The organism is Gordonia oryzae (assembly GCF_003797185.1).
GTDB lineage: Bacteria > Actinomycetota > Actinomycetes > Mycobacteriales > Mycobacteriaceae > Gordonia > Gordonia oryzae.
In genome coordinates, this window is the sequence record NZ_RKMH01000009.1 from 1 (window position 1) to 16,236 (window position 16,236).

The window sequence follows — 16,236 nt, forward strand, 5'->3', positions numbered from 1 at the left end:
GTGTGGGAGAGTAGGACACCGCCGAACAACACCTCCGGGATGCCCCGCAACACACCACGTTGCGGGGCATCACCCATTATCCAACCCTCTCTGCCGCCGCCCGGACACACACCGGCGCGACCACACATGTGTGCCGACTCCGACGTTGTGTGCCCTGCAGGCCACACAACCCCGAAGTCGACACACAAACACCCAACGACATACTGCGCTGGTGCCGATTCCTCGGGCGTCGTGCGTGGCAATGTCTCACCGCGGAAGATGGGGTGGTGGACACCTCACGGATCACGGTGAACTGTTCGATCCTGCTCACCGACCTGCCGCTGCTTCACCGGCCGCAGGCCGCGCGTGACGCCGGATTCGGCGCCGTCGAGTTCTGGTGGCCATTCGCCACCGCCGTCCCCGCCGACCGTGACGTCGACGCCTTCGTCACCGCGGTCGAGAACGCCGGCGTCCGCCTCACACACCTGAATTTCGCAGCCGGGGATTTGTCGTCAGGTAATCGGGGATTGCTCTCGCACCCTGCCTCCAGCGCCGAATTCCGTGACAGCGTCGACGTCGCGACCGGTATCGGATCTCGGCTCGGTGTCCTCGGCTTCAATGCGCTGTACGGCAACCGCATCGGCGATCTGGCCATCGAGGTCCAGGACGATCTCGCCGCCGAGAATCTCGCGTTCGCCGCCCGCGCGGCCGCAACCATCGACGCCTGCATTCTCCTCGAACCACTCAGCGGCATACCCACCTATCCGCTGACCCGGGCGGCGCACGCGATCGACGTCTGCGACAGACTCGCCCGCGACCACGCCGTCGACAACGCGGCACTGCTGGCAGACCTCTACCACCTTGCGATCAACGGCGAGAACCTCGACGACGTGATCGACACCGTCGCCGACCGGATCAGCCATGTTCAGATCGCCGACGTCCCGGGCCGCGGTGAACCCGGCACCGGCAGCCTGGACCTGTCCCGACCACTGGCCGCGCTCGCCGCCCGCGACTATCCGGGATGGATCAGCCTGGAGTACTTACCCACCCGTTCCGATACCTTCGACTGGGTGCCGGACTTTCCCGCATTTCAGTGACGCAGAGACGGTGTGGTGAGGGAGCAAACGATGGAGGAAACCCCGTGGCGACAATAGGATTCATCGGACTCGGCGTGATGGGCAGCCCGATGGCGATCAATCTGGTCCGTGCCGGTCACACCGTCGTCGGCTACAACCGGACCCCGGCCAAGGCCGCCGACCTTATTGCGGCCGGCGGTGACGCCGCCGAGTCGATTGCCGCGGCCGTCACCGGAGCCGAGTTCGTCGCGCTCAACGTCCCGGCGTCCGCTGACGTCGAGGAGGTTCTCACCGGCCCCGACGGGGTCCTTGCCCACGCCGCGCCGGGCACCGTGATCCTCGACTTCTCCACCATCGATCCCGCGACCGCGATCCGCATGGCCGAAACAGCGGCAGCACAAGGCTGTTCGTTCCTCGACGCCCCGGTGTCGGGCGGGCAGGAGGGCGCGGTCGCCGGCAGCCTGTCGATCATGGTCGGCGGCAACGACGACGCCTACGAGCGCGCACTGCCGGTCCTCGACGTGGTCGGTGACACCATCGCCCACGTCGGGCCGAGTGGCAGCGGTCAGATCGTGAAGGCGGCCAACCAGCTCATCGTCGCCGCGAACATCCAGGCACTCGCCGAGGCGGTGGTCTTCCTCGAAGCCCACCACGTCGACACCTCCGCCGCCGTCGGCGTTCTCGCCGGCGGCCTGGCCGGCTCCACCGTCCTCTACCACAAGGCGCACCGCATGATCGAGCGTGACTTCGCGCCGGGCGGTCGGATCGAGCTGCACCACAAGGACCTCGGAATCGTCACGGCCGCAGCCCGCGATGCCGGTGTGGTCACCCCGGTCGGGTCACTCGTGGCGACGCTGATGGCCTCAGCCCGCGCCAACGGCGACGGCGGTCTGGACCACGGTGCGCTGTTGCGAGGGGTCCTACGTCTGTCGGGGAAGTTGGACGAGGACGCCGAGTAAGGCGAGGAGCCTCAGGTCGACGGCCTCAGGCCCGCAACACATCCCGGGTGACCTGCATCTGACCGAGATGCTGGGCGAGTTCGTGCACCACGTGCAGGATCACCCACTGCGGTGAGACGGTGGCAAGGTCGACGCGGGCTGTCGTGCCCGTGGCATCCCGAGCGGCGATGCCGTCGCGAAGGATCAGCTCGGTCCACGTGATCATATCGGCGCGGGTACTTCGGATACGTGCGAAAAGCTCGAGGACCGAACCGGTTGCGTCGAATTCCGCAGCCCGATCTCGTGGCAGAGCCATACCGCACCCGAAGGTGCCGAGCCACCATCGCGTCATCTCCACGCAGTGGTGAGCGACCGCATAGGGCGAGTTCGACCCGTCGACGGGGAGCCGTCGGTGAACCCCGGAGTCGGTGAGTTCCTCGAGCACAGCGACCATGCCGGTCCAGCACGAGTCGGCGGTGTCCAGGGCGGCAGCGGTCCACGAATCCATATCGAGAACTCTCGCACATCGGAGTCACCTCGGTAGCAACAGACGCCGCCGCACCCATTCTCGGTTGTTCTCGCCTGTATTCAGCTATTCACAAAGTAGAGAATGGGCAAAACCCAGGTGCGGCCGATGAGTTACCCATGGCGACGACTGAAAACGCGCGAGCAGACCAATCGGCCGAGTGACGATCACTCTCGTGCACATCGGAATGGCGCTACCCGTGATGGAGCCAGACGTAGACGCCGAGGTGATGCGGTACTGTGCCACCGCCATCGTTCTTGTCACTGTGTGGGTGAGCGAATCGCCTTCGACACCCTCGATGCCCCGCCGCTGGTCGGCGCGCTCGCCGCCTCGACGCGTCGCGTGTGGCTGGTCACCACGGTCGTTGCCCCGCAGTGTTGTGCTCGGGAGTGTATTCACCGCAGTGAAGAACGCGGCCGCACTTTTCGGAAACTCCTGGTCCATTCGCAACTCTGCGACCTCACGGCGCAACCGCTTCAACTCGGCCCGCTCACCAGAATCGACCGCCGGCGGCGGGTCATCCATCCGCGACCTCTCAATGGCCACCCACCGACCCAGCAACTAGACCGTCACGCTGTGCGCCCGATCGAGACCGTCGCTGTGATCCACCCATTCCGGCGCGGCGTCAGTGTCGGGACGAGTAGCAGCGCCAGATGGTCGGCGAATCCGACGTCGACGCTCATGCGATCGAATAGCGATACCAGCGGGACGGTCCACTGCCTGGCAGGCTGGTTGCGGATTGAACACGGATACCTCGACGACATGTTCGGCGAATATCGGATTCGTCGGATGTGGGCGAGTGTGCTGGCGGGTGCGATCGTCCGAACATATGAATTCGCGCTTGCGTTCCGGTGGATGAATCGCCCGCGGAGTGGCCGTGCTGTTAGGTTATTGGCCTGCGCCGCAGTATCTTTCGAGGAGGCCGCAGTATCTTTCGAGGAGGCACGATGCAACTTTCCCGGGTGATGCTAGCTGTCGGTTGTGCGGCACTGCTCACCGCGACGGCAGCGTGCTCGTCGTCGGTGAACGGATCGGCCTCTGGGGAGCATACTTCTGGAACCGAGTCGACTGCGACGCCTCTGGTGGTCAATGCGACCCTTGGCAAGGTATGGGGCACCTATCAAAAGGGATACGGCGAGGTCCGACCGTCGGAGATCTTCAACGGCGGTGATCCCACGGGCCTGGTGAGCAACGTCGTGTGGTCGTCGTGGGGCGGCCCGCAGGCCACCGGAACCGGCTCGGCCCTGTATGGAGGTTCCGGTGAGGTCGTTGCCGACCAACATGCTGAACAAACCACAGTCGTCGCCTTCAATCTCGGTCTTTGCGACGGAGCACAGCGGTATCAGGCCATCGAATGGTTCTTCCCACAGCACGGCGAACACTTCGACCCGACCCGCTACATCGACATATGCTCGGGCGACTTTGTCGACCCGAGTTCGACCGACACCGGCTCATCGACAGCGGCCGCGAACACAGCCGCATCGGGTTCCGGTGCCTGGTCAGGAGATCAGCTGACGATCACGCCCACGTCACTGGGGGTGGTCAAGGTCGGCATGTCGGTGCAAGCAGCCGCTGCAACAACGGGATTGGCGTTCCAGGCCAAGGGTGATGGAGCCCGCGGTCCTGCACTGCGCGGGCAGAACGAACTCTACGTCGACGGCGATCCCGTCCAGTGCGTGGTCGCCAGCGGTACGAGCACCACCGGTCCTTCGGTCACCACCGAGAAGGGCGTAGGACTCGGTGATCAGCAAAGCGCCGTGACCGCCGCCTACCCCGACGCCCAGCCGATTCCGCAGACCGGTCCATTCGCCCAGTCCGGATACTTCGCCACAGTCCCCGGTGGACAACTCTCGTTCACCATCAGCAATGGCGTCGTCAGTCGGATCGCCGGCGGAGCGGACGTCACCTCGCCGAATTGCTCGGTCTGAGAGCAGCAGCTCCAGCGCTCAACGCCGCCGCTGATTCACGGGCCGCGGCATGGTGCGCTCGGTTTTGGCCGGGGTATCCACCTGTGGTGGAGAGCCCGTTGCGCGGCTGCCGAGCGACTCGCGGAGGAGTTCGACGGCGACCAGACCGACGATTCCACTGCCGATCAGATAGAACCCGAGCACCAGGTGAGTATTCGTGGCGCTCAACAACGCCGAGGTGACGTGAGGAGTGGTGCCGCCGAACTCGGAGACCTCCATATTGAAATCGATCGACAGCGCTCCGTAGCGTACCGAGGTCGAACAGGGCGGGCAGCGTCCAGGCCTTCGGTGCGCCAAAGCACGCCAGGATGAGACCGAACACGACGGGCGCGACGATCGGCGCGCAGATGGTGTCCATCCGAACAGAATGAAACGCGTTACGGTAAAAACAATCTGGCTGGTCGCGCCGATTGCGAGGATGGGTTGACCTAGACCGGCGGCGAGCCTGAAGCATCCCGCATGTTGTCAGGTGGTGACATCCTCATCGGGCGGGTGTTGCTCGACTATCGTTGTCCACGCGGCACTGTCGGTGCGAGCTGGTGGATCGTAGGCGGGAACACCTCCGTGGGTGTAGCCCAGTACGGCACTGTTGTAACCCCCGAGGGTTCGCTGCCGTTGCCGGCGCCGAAGATGTCTGGCACACAGCGCGAGGAGGGCGGCGGGTATTACGAGTGATCCGGCGCCGATGAGTATCCCCAGCAACATCGTTTCAGTATAGAGAATCCGTGGTGCGTTATCGATACTTCATGACCACGCCAGAAGTACCGCCACGGCCTCTCGGTTGTTTTCAGTCATTCCTACCGTAGCCGACCCTCACGACCTGGGCGTTTGTCGCTGAGCTACTCGCAGAATGACTGAAGCCAGGCGAGGCCGGGTTCGGCGGCAGCCGAATTCTCGCGACCCTACCTCCGCCGACTCCGGACCATCGACAGACCGGCGCAACCCCGTCGACTCGAAGAGACAACGTCGATCAGCATCCACTGCACCCGCCAGTCGATGGCGGCAGTCAACGATTCCCGTTGCGTTGCAGGACAGTCCGGAACCGACGACCGGTACGTCAAGAACGTTGCCCGCGGCAATTCGGTGGTAGAGCAGAAAGGTTCCGGCGGCCAGGACAAAGGTCAGCGCGCGCGCACCGTAGGCGCGAATCGGCTTACATGACCCGCCACGCAGCCGGACACCTTACCGCCGCCGAGGCCATCGAAGGCCTGGTCATTCAGCAAAGTCTCGAAAGGCTCCCACCCTCAGAGCTGCGTCACCGACAGCCCGCCTTCGTGGTACTGCGCGCGCAGACGCTTCTTGTCGAACTTGCCGACACTGGTCTTCGGGACCTCGTTGATGACCGTCCAGTTCTCCGGCAGCTGCCACTTGGCGATTTTGTCGGACAGGAACTCTCGCAACGAGTCCGGTGTCGCGTCGGAGCCTTCGCGCAGCACCACGGCCACCAGTGGCCGCTCGTCCCACTTGGGGTCAGGAACGCCGATGACGGCGGCTTCGATGACGTCGGGATGCCCCATGACGGCGTTCTCCAGATCCACCGAGGAGATCCACTCGCCACCGGACTTGATGATGTCCTTGGTGCGGTCGGTCAGGGTGAGGTAGCCGTCGCCGGTGATGGTGCCCACGTCACCGGTGCGCAGCCAGCCGTCGTCGAACTTCTCGGGTGCGTCGATGCCGTAGTAGGCGCCGGTGATCCACGGTCCGCGCACCTCGAGTTCGCCAACGCTCTCACCATCATTGGGCAATACCGTGCCGCCGTCGACGATGCGCGCCTGCACCGACGCCGGGAACCGGCCCTGCGTGTAGCGGTAGCGCCAGCGCTCCTCACCTTCGGTACTTGCCGGCGGACGCGCGACCGAACCCAGCGGCGAGGTTTCGGTCATGCCCCAGGCGTGCAACACCTGGATGTCGTATTGCTCGGCGAAGATGTGCATCAGCGACGGCGGCACCGCCGACCCGCCGATGAGGACGTCGTGCATGCTCGAGATGTCCTGCGGATGCTGCTCGAGGTACTGGTGCAGTCCCTGCCAGATGGTCGGGACGGCCGCGGCGAACGTCGGCTGCTCGGCGGCGATCAGGGCGGCCAGCGGCTCGGGCTGCAAAAACCGGTCGGGCATGATCAGTGACGCACCGATCATGAACGCCGCGTAGGGAAGTCCCCACGACATGGCGTGGAACTGCGGGACCACGGCCAGCGCACGATCGCCCTGCTTGAGCGCCGGGCCCTCGGTCATGCACACCTGCATCGAATGCAGATAGATCGAACGATGGGAGTAGGCAACACCTTTCGGGTCGCCGGTGGTGCCGGAGGTGTAACACATCGCGGCGGCGTCGCGCTCGTCGACCTCGGGCCAGTCGAAGGTGCCCGGCTGATCGGCGATCAGTGCCTCGTACGAGTGCACCGTCATGCCCGCGGGCGCCTCGACGCCGGAGGTGTCTTCGCCGGTGACGATGATGTGCTTGACGGTCGCCAGCTCAGGCAGCTGCGGGTTGAGCAGTGGCAGCAGCGTCGGGTCGACGATGATGACGTGATCCTCGCCGTGGTTGGCGACGAACACCAGCTGCTCGGGAAACAGCCTGATGTTGAGGGTGTGTAGCACCGCGCCCATCGCCGGCACCGCCAGATATGCCTCGAGATGCTCGGCGTTGTTCCACATGAAGGTGCCCACCCGCTGATCGCCGGTGACGCCGAGTCCGCGCAGCGCGTTGGCGAGAGCGGCGCTGCGGCGCCCCACCTCGGCGTAGCTGCGGCGGCGGGATTCGGTTCCCATCCATGTGATGACCTCGGCGGTGCCATGGACGGTACTGCCGTGGCGCAGGATCTGCGCGATGGATAACGGAACATCTTGCATGGTGCTGCGCATCAGTTCTCCTGATCGTTGGTGCCGGATTTACGAGGATGACATTGCATCCTGCGACCATGTGCGAGATTACGCCGATCACATCCGTGACCGGAATGCACACCAGCCACAGACAGTCGCGCCGTGACCCACTGATGTCGCTACCCCTCGGTACCCTCGGCGCATGGCACCTCCCCAGCCACTGGATATCGACGAGCACTACCTCCGCATGGCGTTCGACGGAGGGACCGTCTCGCGCGGCGTGGCGTACGCCGGTGAGAAGCGTGTGCACTGCATGGAGTGGTCGGCAGACGGTCGGCAACTGACCGGGAAGTGCGTGGGATCGCGCGGCATGGTCTACGACGTCGAGGTGTACTTCTCGGCGTATCGCGGAGAAAGCGAGGTCGGCGACTCGTGGTGTACCTGCCCGGTCGGAGGGGACTGCAAACACGCCGTCGCTCTGCTACTGACCGCAAGCATGGCTTCTCGGCGAGGTCGTGCGCCGGCTGCCGAGCCGTGGCGCCGGCTTCTCGGCGAGTTCGTCCACGACGATTCGGCGATCCGTTCGCCGGGTGATGCCCCGCTCGGTATCCAGGTCGAGATGCCCGGATCCGATGCGAGAAACCTGGCGTCTCCGACGCTGCGACTGGTCACCCCGGGTAAACGGGGGACGTGGGTGCGGACCGGGGTCACGTGGGACTCCATCGAGCGGTCACCGCATATGCCGTGGGGCAGTAATGTTTCGGACCGGCCTCTCGAGGACTTTGTCCCCGAGCATCTACGCCGGGTGCGGGCGATCGGCCGGGCGATTCGGGCGATCAATCCCTACACGCGTGACGCGGTGCTGAACCTGAACGACGCGCCCGCTGACATCTGGGAATTGCTCGCCGCGGCCATCGACGTGGGGGTTCCTCTCATCGCGCACACGAGGACCACGCACACCAAGTCGGTGACCCTGATCAAGGGGTCGTCGGCGCAGCTGCGGGTGATTCGAGACGATGAGGGGGTGGCGGTCGCGCCGAACCTGGCTATCGACGGCCACGACTGGGACGGATCGCCGGCCGGGTTACTCGGCGAGCCCGACCCGCACGGCCTGGTCGTACGGTCTGGCGACACTTTGCTCATCGGGCCCTTCGCCGCTCCCACATCCATGGACGCATTCAGGCAGTTGTTCTCACGCGGCTCGGTACGCATCCCCGACGACGAGGTCGAGGAGTTCTCCACCGATGTGCTCCCGCGACTCGCCGTGTCGATAGCCGTCGAGGTTGCCGACGAGGCGCTGGTCGCCACCGCGGTGACCGGACCCCGGTTGCAGGTCACGCTGAGCCCCGATATGTCAGGCGCCCAGGTGACGTGGCAGGTCATCTATGAGGTCAATGGTCGTTCACTGGCTTTCGGCGGTGATCATCGCTCCGCTCTTCGTGATCTGGATGCGGAACAGCAGGCGTGGACGGCGATCCGACCACAGCTCGCGCAAGCCGCCGCGTTGAGCCTCGATTGGCGCATGCAGACGATCCGACGCGGAGCCGTGGCGGACAAAAGGGGTGATCTGATCGGGCTCATGCGCACATCTACCGACGAGATGATCAACAACGCCGACGTCGCCGCGCTTACGCGCTCGGTGCGATACACCCGTCTGGAGGCGGCGATGCTGCACGTCGAGGTGTTGCCGCAACTGCAGGATCTGGGAGTGGAGGTGATCTTCGACGGGGAGGTACTCGACTACCGTGAGGCGGTTTCGCCGCCGCGTATCTCCATTGGGAGCAACGACTTTGGTGATGCCGACTGGTTCGGACTGACGATCGACATCGACATCGACGGCGTCGACGTCCCACTCGCCGACCTCGTTCGGGAATTGTCCACCGGCGCGACTCATATGCTGCTTCCCAACGGCACGTATTTTGCTCTGGACGCTCCAGAACTTCAGCGCTTGGGCGAGCTCGTCGAGGAGGCCAAAGCGCTCGGCGAGTTGGACAACGGCAAAGTGCGGCAACGTTCCTACAACGCCACTCTATGGGACGAGCTGATGGAGCTCGGCGTCGTCGACAAGGAACTCGCCGTATGGCGGGCACGGATGAAACGACTCGCCGCGGCTAGGCCACCGGAGCCGCGTGCGATTCCCAAGGGTTTCGCCGCCGAACTGCGCGACTATCAGGCCGAGGGTTTGAACTGGTTGAACTTTTTGTGGGTGAACAGAATTGGGGGAATCCTCGCCGACGATATGGGGTTGGGCAAGACGGTCCAGACCCTTGCGATGATCGCTGCTGCGCTGGAGGAAGAACCGGATGGACGCTTCCTGGTGGTCGCGCCCACCAGCGTGATCGCCAACTGGGCTGCCGAGGCCGCGCGCTTCACCCCCGACCTCGAGGCACTGACCGTCACCGCTACCAGCGCCCGAGTGGGCGTGCCGCTGGCCGAACAGATCGACGGACGGCAGATCGTCATTACCTCGTACGCGTTGATGCGCATAGGATTCGAGGAGTTCGACGAGACCGACTGGACTGGCGTCATCTTCGACGAAGCCCAGTTTGTCAAGAACCACAACTCCAAGGGCCACCAGTGCGCTCGACGGTTGCGCGCCGATTTCAAGCTCGCCATCACCGGCACCCCGATGGAGAACAACCTGATGGAGCTGTGGTCGCTGCTGTCGCTCACCGCGCCCGGATTGTTCTCCTCACCGAAGACGTTTACCGAGTATTTCTGCAGGCCCATCGAATCCGGGGAGGAGCCCGAGCGGCTGGCGTTGCTACGCCGTAGGATTCGGCCCGTCATGCTGCGCCGCACCAAGGAACAGGTTGCCGCGGACCTGCCCGCCAAGCAGGAGCAGCTCCTCTCCATCAATCTGAACACCAAGCACGACAAGATTTATCAGACCCGCCTGACCCGGGAACGCCAGAAGGTGCTCGGGCTCCTCGGCGACTTCGACGAGAACCGCTTCGCGATCTTGCGGTCGCTGACCATGCTGCGGCAGCTTAGTTTGCATGCCGGGCTTGTCGAGGATCAGCATGCCGAGATCGCGTCGGCAAAGATCGACTATCTGGCCGAGCAGCTCCCAGACCTCATCGCAGAAGGCCACTCCGCGTTGGTGTTCAGCCAGTTCACCGGATTCTTGCGGCTTATCGAGGAGCGGCTGGTCGGTATGGGTATCGACGTCAGCTACCTCGACGGTTCGATGTCGGCGACCCAGCGCGGCAAGGAGATCAAGCGGTTCACCGGCGGTAAGACGCGGGTGTTCTTGATCAGCCTCAAGGCCGGCGGTTTCGGGCTGAACCTCACCGAGGCCGACTACTGCTTCGTCTGCGACCCGTGGTGGAACCCAGCGACCGAAGCCCAAGCCGTCGACCGCGCCCACCGCATCGGTCAGACCCGCCCGGTCAACGTCTACCGTCTGGTGTCGGCGGGCACGATCGAGGAGAAAGTCGTTGCGCTACAAGAACGCAAGCGCGAGCTGTTCACCGCCGTGGTCGACGATGGCGATCTGTTCGGGTCGGCAATCGGCGCTGACGACATCCGGGAGTTGATCGGGGGGAAGTAGGTGGCGGTGCATCATCCCCAGAGGTTCGGGGTGTCCGGCTCGGCCTGGTCAAGTGAGCTGACGATGAGTGAGGTCGAGTCCGGGGTGAGCAAGCGGACCGAGTTGCTGTTGCGCTCTCTCGGCATCACGTGGGCCGGCTGCGCGGGCACACGTCGACCGCGTACGGTTGTACGTCGTCGTACGTGACCGCTCCGCCAGAGGTGGTGGTCGAGGTCGACGTAATCGAAGATGCCGGATACGCATGCGCGACCTTCGAGGTGGCCGACTGTGTTCTTGCTCAACGTATCTCGAAGGTTCTGCTCGATCTCGAATTCGACGATGATCCGCATTCGCACCGGTACCTCACACCCGATTCCAGGGCAATACCCGCGACGTCGGTTACCACCACCGGCAGATCGTGCACGCGGAAGACGGTGACCAGCTCGGCGATCCGATCGATGACCTGCTCCGCCGGATGCGGCGCGAGATCGTCACGGAACGCGATCCCGCGCTGCACGTCGATGACGGGTCAGCGCGGCAATCGGTTCGAGTGGCCATGGTCACGATGATGTTCCTTACGTGCGCGTCGACTCGTCGAACCTGAAAGAACGCCCTGAACCTGGCAATGCTGGAATGGCTGCGCGGCCCCTGACCGTTGAACAACGTAGACAGCATCCGCACCCGCCTGACCTGGTGTGCGGGTGCCGCGACCCGGAAGAGAGGTGTGTGATGGTTGCCGACCTGAGCACGGCGAATACGGCGGCGCACGGTGCGGACGTCGTCGAAGAGGTTCCTGCGCCGATCCTGCCCACCGAGGACGATTTCTACGACGCTCCGGCGAGTTTGGATGGAATAGGGCCGGGTGAGATCATTCGGACGCGGCAAGTGGAGCTCAAGGACTTCTGGACCTCGCATCACCGCAACGTGGGTTGGCAGGTGCTCTACCGCTCCACCGACCTCAATGGTGTGGCCGGGGTGGCCGCGACCACCATCGTCCTGCCGCGACGCCGAGCGACCGGGCCCGAGTTTCAGCTGCTGTCGTTCCAGTGCGCGATCGACGCCGTCACCTCGAGCTGTTTCCCGTCGTACGCCTTGCGCAAGGGGACAGGGGCGCGACGTGCGGTGGCGCCGTTCGAGTTCCTGGTGGTGCGGCGCGCACTCGCGAGGGGCTGGGCGGTGTCGATTCCCGACCACGAGGGCATGCTCGGTGCGTGGGGTGCGCCCCGTGAACCCGGATATCGCACGCTCGACGGTATCCGCGCTGCCCTCGCGCTCCCCGAACTCGACCTTGCCCCTGACGTGCCGGTCGGCATGTGGGGTTACTCCGGCGGTGGCCTGGCCACCGCGTGGGCCGCCGAAATGGCACCGACGTACGCACCGGAACTGAACCTGATCGGCGCGGTCCTCGGCTCGCCGGTGGGCAATATGGCATCGGCTTTGCTGCGGCTCAACGGCGGATTCCACGCCGCGCTGCCGATCATGGTGATCGCCGGGCTGCGGCGCGTCTACCCCGCGCTTGACGCCGCCATCACCGAGTACGCCACCGAGGCGGGCCGGGCTAACCTCGACGCGATCGCCCGCACCGGAACACCAGAAGCCTTGCGCGAATTCAAGAATCACGACATCGACGACTACCTCGACATCCCGGTCGCCGATATGCTCTCGCAACCTGCGATCGCCGAAATGATGACTGACATCCAACTCGGCAGCCACACACCGACCATCCCGCTGCTGGTGGTGCAGGCGGTGCACGACGAGGTGATCAACGTCGATGACATCGACAGCCTGGTCTAGCGCTATCGCGAATGCGGAGCGTCGGTGACCTATGTGCGCGATCAGCTCAGTGAGCACGTCTCGTTGCTCCCACTCTCGGCGCCGTTGGCGGTCGCGTGGCTCTCGCACCGACTCGCCGGCCGCCCGGTGCGCGATCGCACGGTGACTTCGCTCGCCGGACAGCCAGAGCCGCGAATCTCGCGGCGCTGGGTGACCGGACCGTTCCGCAAGGCCGGGACGGCGTCGACGCCGAAAGCGTGAGATCACCCGATTCCGAAGCGGCGCGCAAGGAGTCGCTACCGGCCACGTAGGTCTGCGAGTTCTTCCCGTGCTTGCCTTCGCTGGCAGTAGTAGCGCAGCAGTGTTTGCAGGGTGAGTGGTCCTACGCATGACAGCGATGCTTCGTAGTCGGATCGGCCTGCCAAGGAACGAACTTCGACGCGCGCCGTTGCTTTGAACCGTGTGGGGCGCAGTTCGAGGAATGCCTCCCAGGGTGTGGTGAATTCCCGCCTGGTGCCTGGTTCGAAGGTCACTGTTGTCGGCGTCAGGTCACTGCGGGGCTCGTGCGTGGTCGGAACGCGGCGACGACCCCGCAGAAGCAGAGAGCTGCACCAACCAGCATCATGATCGTCACCAGCGTCTCGTCTCCGGGCTCGTCGAGGTGGGTGACCGTTCCGGTGTGTACGCTGTAACCGATTGCCAGACAACCGATGAACGCACCCATGGCGCTCTCGCAGGGGCTCGACGTTGTCGGGCGACAGTCTGGGTTCGTACTCGTATTCGCTGTAGTGGAAGACCTTCTCGACACCGGTGCCGAGATCGTGGCCCTCGATCCTGAGGTGACCGTCCTCGGTGAGCGTGACCGTGCGCAGCATCATGCCGTCGTCATCCTGCCTGCTGGTCATGACTATGAGATGGCGTTTTCGTTGATTGCTATTCATGCCTTGAGTTGCGCGGGTGGTGGTTCCGACGCCTCGCTCGGCGAAAATACAGTGCAAGCAGGCCGCGAGCGACGACGCCGTACACGAATGTGGTGAATCCGGCGGCGAATCCGATGCCGAACCACACCAGGCCGGCGGTCATCACGGCCCACGACGTGGCGACGAGCGTTACCCACGCCGCCTCGACCGACAGCCAGGGCGTGAGCCACGGAAATATGAGAGCCGCGATCAGCAGCGTGGGAAATGGCACCAACACGAGGGCATAGCCCAGCCCGTCGGAGGCGCAGACCGCCGTGGCGATCAGCGCGACGACGAGGACAATCAACCATATCGACCAGAACCTCACGAGCACCTTCGGTCTCGGCTGAGGCCAGAAGACTCCGCGACGCGCGGTCGGCGACCGTTGATCACCCGGACCGGTGTTCGACACGGGACGCATGGTAGCGCGGCGAGTACGTGCTACCGATGGCGAACCACTCGGTGGTCGATCGGCGCCGACACCTGCGCCACTGACCCGACGGCCCGCTGGTCTACTCTCTCTACAGAAGTGCCGAGCCCGCCCGGTCCAGGTGGCGAACTAGGTGTGGCGACGACGTCTCGATAGGCGGCGTCGCTGCTTATCGAAGGCGAGGGGGAACGTCCATGTCCGGCCCGCAAAATCCGTGGAACGACCCGAATCAGGTCCCGTCACAGTTTGATAAGCCGACCCAGCTGGGTCAGCCGGTGCAGCAACCCGGGTACTCCCAGCAGCCTGGATATTCGCAGCCGCCGGGCTATCAGCAACCCGGATACCCGGAGCAGGGGTATGCGCAGCAGGGTTACCCGCAACAGGGATATCCCGGCAACGCGCAGCCCGGGTATCCGCAACCCGGCCAGGGCGGTCCGGGCTTCCCGCCCCCGAAAAAGCGCCCGGTGTGGCCGTGGATTCTCGGTGGCGGAGTCATCCTCCTCATCGTCGTTGTGGTGGTGGCGGTCGTCGCGCTGGTCGGCTTCGGCAAGAGTGTCGAGAACAAGGTCAACGGGCCGGTGACGGTGACCTACCAGGTCACCGGCGACGGGTCGAGCGCCTTCATCGCGTACATGACATCGGGTGGCACGGTTTCCGAGGCGCAGAGTGAGTCGGTGCCGTGGACGATGGACGTCTCGTTCGCCGGCTCGCTCAAACCCGTGAGCCTGGCCGCCAGCAACGGCATCGACGACACCGGAAGCATCACCTGCACCATCAGAGAAGGCAGCAAAGTGATTGCCACCGACACGAAGTCGGGTGAGGGCGCAGTCGCCGCCTGTGGCGGCACCACCTGAACCGCATCAGGGTGACGTTGTGCCCGCGTTCCGGGCACAACATCACCCGGAACGATCGCCTCGGCCCGCGCGCGCAGATACACCGACGCCCACGTCCGAAAAGGCTTCCACGCGTTGGCGATCTCGGTGAGTACGGCGTCGGCCCCGTACAACTGCGCCACCTCGGCGGTGAGGCGGCGTTCGTTGGCGGGCGCGTAATCGAGGCCGTTGGCGCCGCGCAGCACGATCAGCTCGGCGGCGAACGGCCCGATGCCCTTGATGCGTTGCACCTCGGTGATCGCGTCCTGCGGGTCCATCGCCCGCAGCGCGGCGGTGTCGAGTGCACCCTGCTCGGCGGCGTCGGCGACAGCGTGGAGGTATTCGAGTGTGCGGCCGGGGAGGTCGATGTCGAGGTCGGCGAGTCGCGCCGGCGCAGGAAAGGCTCCGTCGTCACCGAAGCGGTCGGTAATGGCGGCACGGGTCGCCGCAGCCTGGACGATGCGCACCCGCTGCGAGAGCACCGACCACGCGGCGGCCTCGTAGGCGGAGTGAAAACCGCAGGGCCGCAACCCTGGAAGCGCTTGCTGTGCACGTCCGATCACCAGGTCGCGATCGCCGACGGCGGGCCACTGGCGGGCATTTACGTCGAGGGCGAGGAACCGTGCGGTCTGCTCGGCGGCCGCGTCGAGATCGCCGTCGCCGCTCACCTCGATCTCCGCGGTCTGCTCTCGCTGGGTCACGGTGACCCGTGCGGCCGACCAATCGGCGTCGACCCGGAACACCGTCGACAACCGTCCCGGCTCCTGCGTGCCGCGCAACGCGGAGGGGGTGAATCCCTCCCTGAACTCGCGGCTGGTGTCCAGGGACCAGGGTCCGAGCACTTCGAGGGTGATCGTCAGCGTGCTCATGGCGCCTTCACCATCGGCGAATTATTCAGTGCGACTCCACTGTTCGCGCGAGAATGCCCAACGTGGCGCGCAGACCGGCCTCGGGGATGATCGGGAACCGGCCCTTGATGTCCTCGTTGGTTACGCGACTCCAGTCGTAGTAGGTGGTCACCCGCGTGCCGTCGTCGGTGGCCTCCAGGCGATAGCCGTAACGGTGATCCAGCGGCGGGCGGACGGCGCCGGCGATTGTCCACTCGATCCACCGGTCCTGCTCGAAGCCGGTGATGATCACCCGCACGTCGTACTTGCCCATGGGTAGATCGTTGAGCGACTCACGATCCATGTGCACGACGAACTCGTCGCCCACCGCCGACACCGGCGAGCCCTCGGCGCTCTGCAGCATCCCCGAACTGTCGATGGTGACGTGCCCGTCGGGCGAGGTGAGCACGGAAAAGATAGTCGCCGGATCGGCCTGGATCACGCGGCTGATCTCGAACTGCTCGGACATCTAGTG

General features: G+C 64.9%; 14 protein-coding genes and 1 pseudogene. 7 read left to right on the plus strand and 8 right to left on the minus strand.

Features of this window, described 5'->3' with window-relative positions:
- Positions 1-263: 263 nt before the first annotated feature.
- Both EF294_RS12575 and EF294_RS12580 read left to right on the plus strand, forming a co-directional pair.
- Positions 264-1,076 carry a hydroxypyruvate isomerase family protein gene (locus EF294_RS12575; RefSeq protein WP_123930385.1) on the plus strand — a complete coding sequence of 271 codons (813 nt, stop codon included), beginning with the start codon at positions 264-266 and terminating at the stop codon, positions 1,074-1,076.
- 44 nt (positions 1,077-1,120) lie between these two features.
- Positions 1,121-2,014, plus strand: coding sequence for an NAD(P)-dependent oxidoreductase (locus EF294_RS12580; protein ID WP_123930388.1), 894 nt, complete (start codon positions 1,121-1,123; stop codon positions 2,012-2,014).
- A gap of 25 nt (positions 2,015-2,039) precedes the next feature.
- Here EF294_RS12580 and EF294_RS12585 read toward each other — a convergent pair whose 3' ends face one another.
- Positions 2,040-2,501: a DinB family protein gene (locus tag EF294_RS12585; protein WP_123930391.1), complete on the minus strand. Its 462-nt coding sequence runs from the start codon at positions 2,499-2,501 to the stop codon at positions 2,040-2,042.
- An 84-nt stretch (positions 2,502-2,585) separates the two neighbouring features.
- Positions 2,586-3,044: a hypothetical protein gene (locus tag EF294_RS22700; protein WP_185091060.1), complete on the minus strand. Its 459-nt coding sequence runs from the start codon at positions 3,042-3,044 to the stop codon at positions 2,586-2,588.
- Between the two features lie 422 nt (positions 3,045-3,466).
- Between EF294_RS22700 and EF294_RS12600 the strand changes: the two genes are divergently transcribed.
- Complete coding sequence (locus tag EF294_RS12600; RefSeq protein WP_123930394.1) at positions 3,467-4,447, plus strand: hypothetical protein; 981 nt, start codon at positions 3,467-3,469, stop codon at positions 4,445-4,447.
- Between the two features lie 18 nt (positions 4,448-4,465).
- On the opposite strand, the gene EF294_RS22100 is transcribed toward EF294_RS12600, so the two are convergent.
- Complete coding sequence (locus tag EF294_RS22100; protein ID WP_246007825.1) at positions 4,466-4,705, minus strand: hypothetical protein; 240 nt, start codon at positions 4,703-4,705, stop codon at positions 4,466-4,468.
- Between the two features lie 240 nt (positions 4,706-4,945).
- On the opposite strand from EF294_RS22100, the gene EF294_RS21445 reads away from it, so the two are divergent.
- The gene (locus tag EF294_RS21445; RefSeq protein WP_185091061.1) at positions 4,946-5,161 is read left to right on the plus strand and encodes a hypothetical protein; all 216 of its coding nucleotides are present in this window, start codon (positions 4,946-4,948) and stop codon (positions 5,159-5,161) included.
- Between the two features lie 569 nt (positions 5,162-5,730).
- On the opposite strand, the gene EF294_RS12615 is transcribed toward EF294_RS21445, so the two are convergent.
- The gene (locus EF294_RS12615) at positions 5,731-7,350 is read right to left on the minus strand and encodes a long-chain fatty acid--CoA ligase (RefSeq protein WP_123930400.1); all 1,620 of its coding nucleotides are present in this window, start codon (positions 7,348-7,350) and stop codon (positions 5,731-5,733) included.
- 160 nt (positions 7,351-7,510) lie between these two features.
- Between EF294_RS12615 and EF294_RS12620 the strand changes: the two genes are divergently transcribed.
- Positions 7,511-10,861 carry a DEAD/DEAH box helicase gene (locus tag EF294_RS12620; RefSeq protein WP_123930402.1) on the plus strand — a complete coding sequence of 1,117 codons (3,351 nt, stop codon included), beginning with the start codon at positions 7,511-7,513 and terminating at the stop codon, positions 10,859-10,861.
- 11 nt (positions 10,862-10,872) lie between these two features.
- Here EF294_RS12620 and EF294_RS21450 read toward each other — a convergent pair whose 3' ends face one another.
- Positions 10,873-11,190, minus strand: a complete 318-nt coding sequence (locus EF294_RS21450; RefSeq protein WP_185091062.1) for a hypothetical protein — start codon at positions 11,188-11,190, stop codon at positions 10,873-10,875.
- 379 nt (positions 11,191-11,569) lie between these two features.
- On the opposite strand from EF294_RS21450, the pseudogene EF294_RS12635 reads away from it, so the two are divergent.
- A pseudogene (locus EF294_RS12635) lies at positions 11,570-12,874 on the plus strand (lipase family protein).
- Between the two features lie 283 nt (positions 12,875-13,157).
- On the opposite strand, the gene EF294_RS22105 reads toward EF294_RS12635, so the two are convergent.
- Positions 13,158-13,337: a hypothetical protein gene (locus EF294_RS22105; protein ID WP_246007826.1), complete on the minus strand. Its 180-nt coding sequence runs from the start codon at positions 13,335-13,337 to the stop codon at positions 13,158-13,160.
- On the opposite strand from EF294_RS22105, the gene EF294_RS21665 reads away from it, so the two are divergent.
- Positions 13,336-13,650, plus strand: coding sequence for a hypothetical protein (locus EF294_RS21665; RefSeq protein ID WP_221182453.1), 315 nt, complete (start codon positions 13,336-13,338; stop codon positions 13,648-13,650). The two genes, EF294_RS22105 and EF294_RS21665, sit on opposite strands and share 2 nt — an antisense overlap.
- 941 nt (positions 13,651-14,591) lie before the next feature.
- Here EF294_RS21665 and EF294_RS12655 read toward each other — a convergent pair.
- On the minus strand, positions 14,592-15,743 hold the full coding sequence (locus EF294_RS12655; RefSeq protein ID WP_246007827.1) for a DNA-3-methyladenine glycosylase family protein: 1,152 nt from the start codon (positions 15,741-15,743) through the stop codon (positions 14,592-14,594).
- A gap of 25 nt (positions 15,744-15,768) precedes the next feature.
- Positions 15,769-16,230 (minus strand): SRPBCC family protein, encoded by a 462-nt coding sequence (locus EF294_RS12660; protein ID WP_123930409.1) that lies wholly within the window; start codon positions 16,228-16,230, stop codon positions 15,769-15,771.
- Positions 16,231-16,236 lie beyond the last annotated feature (6 nt).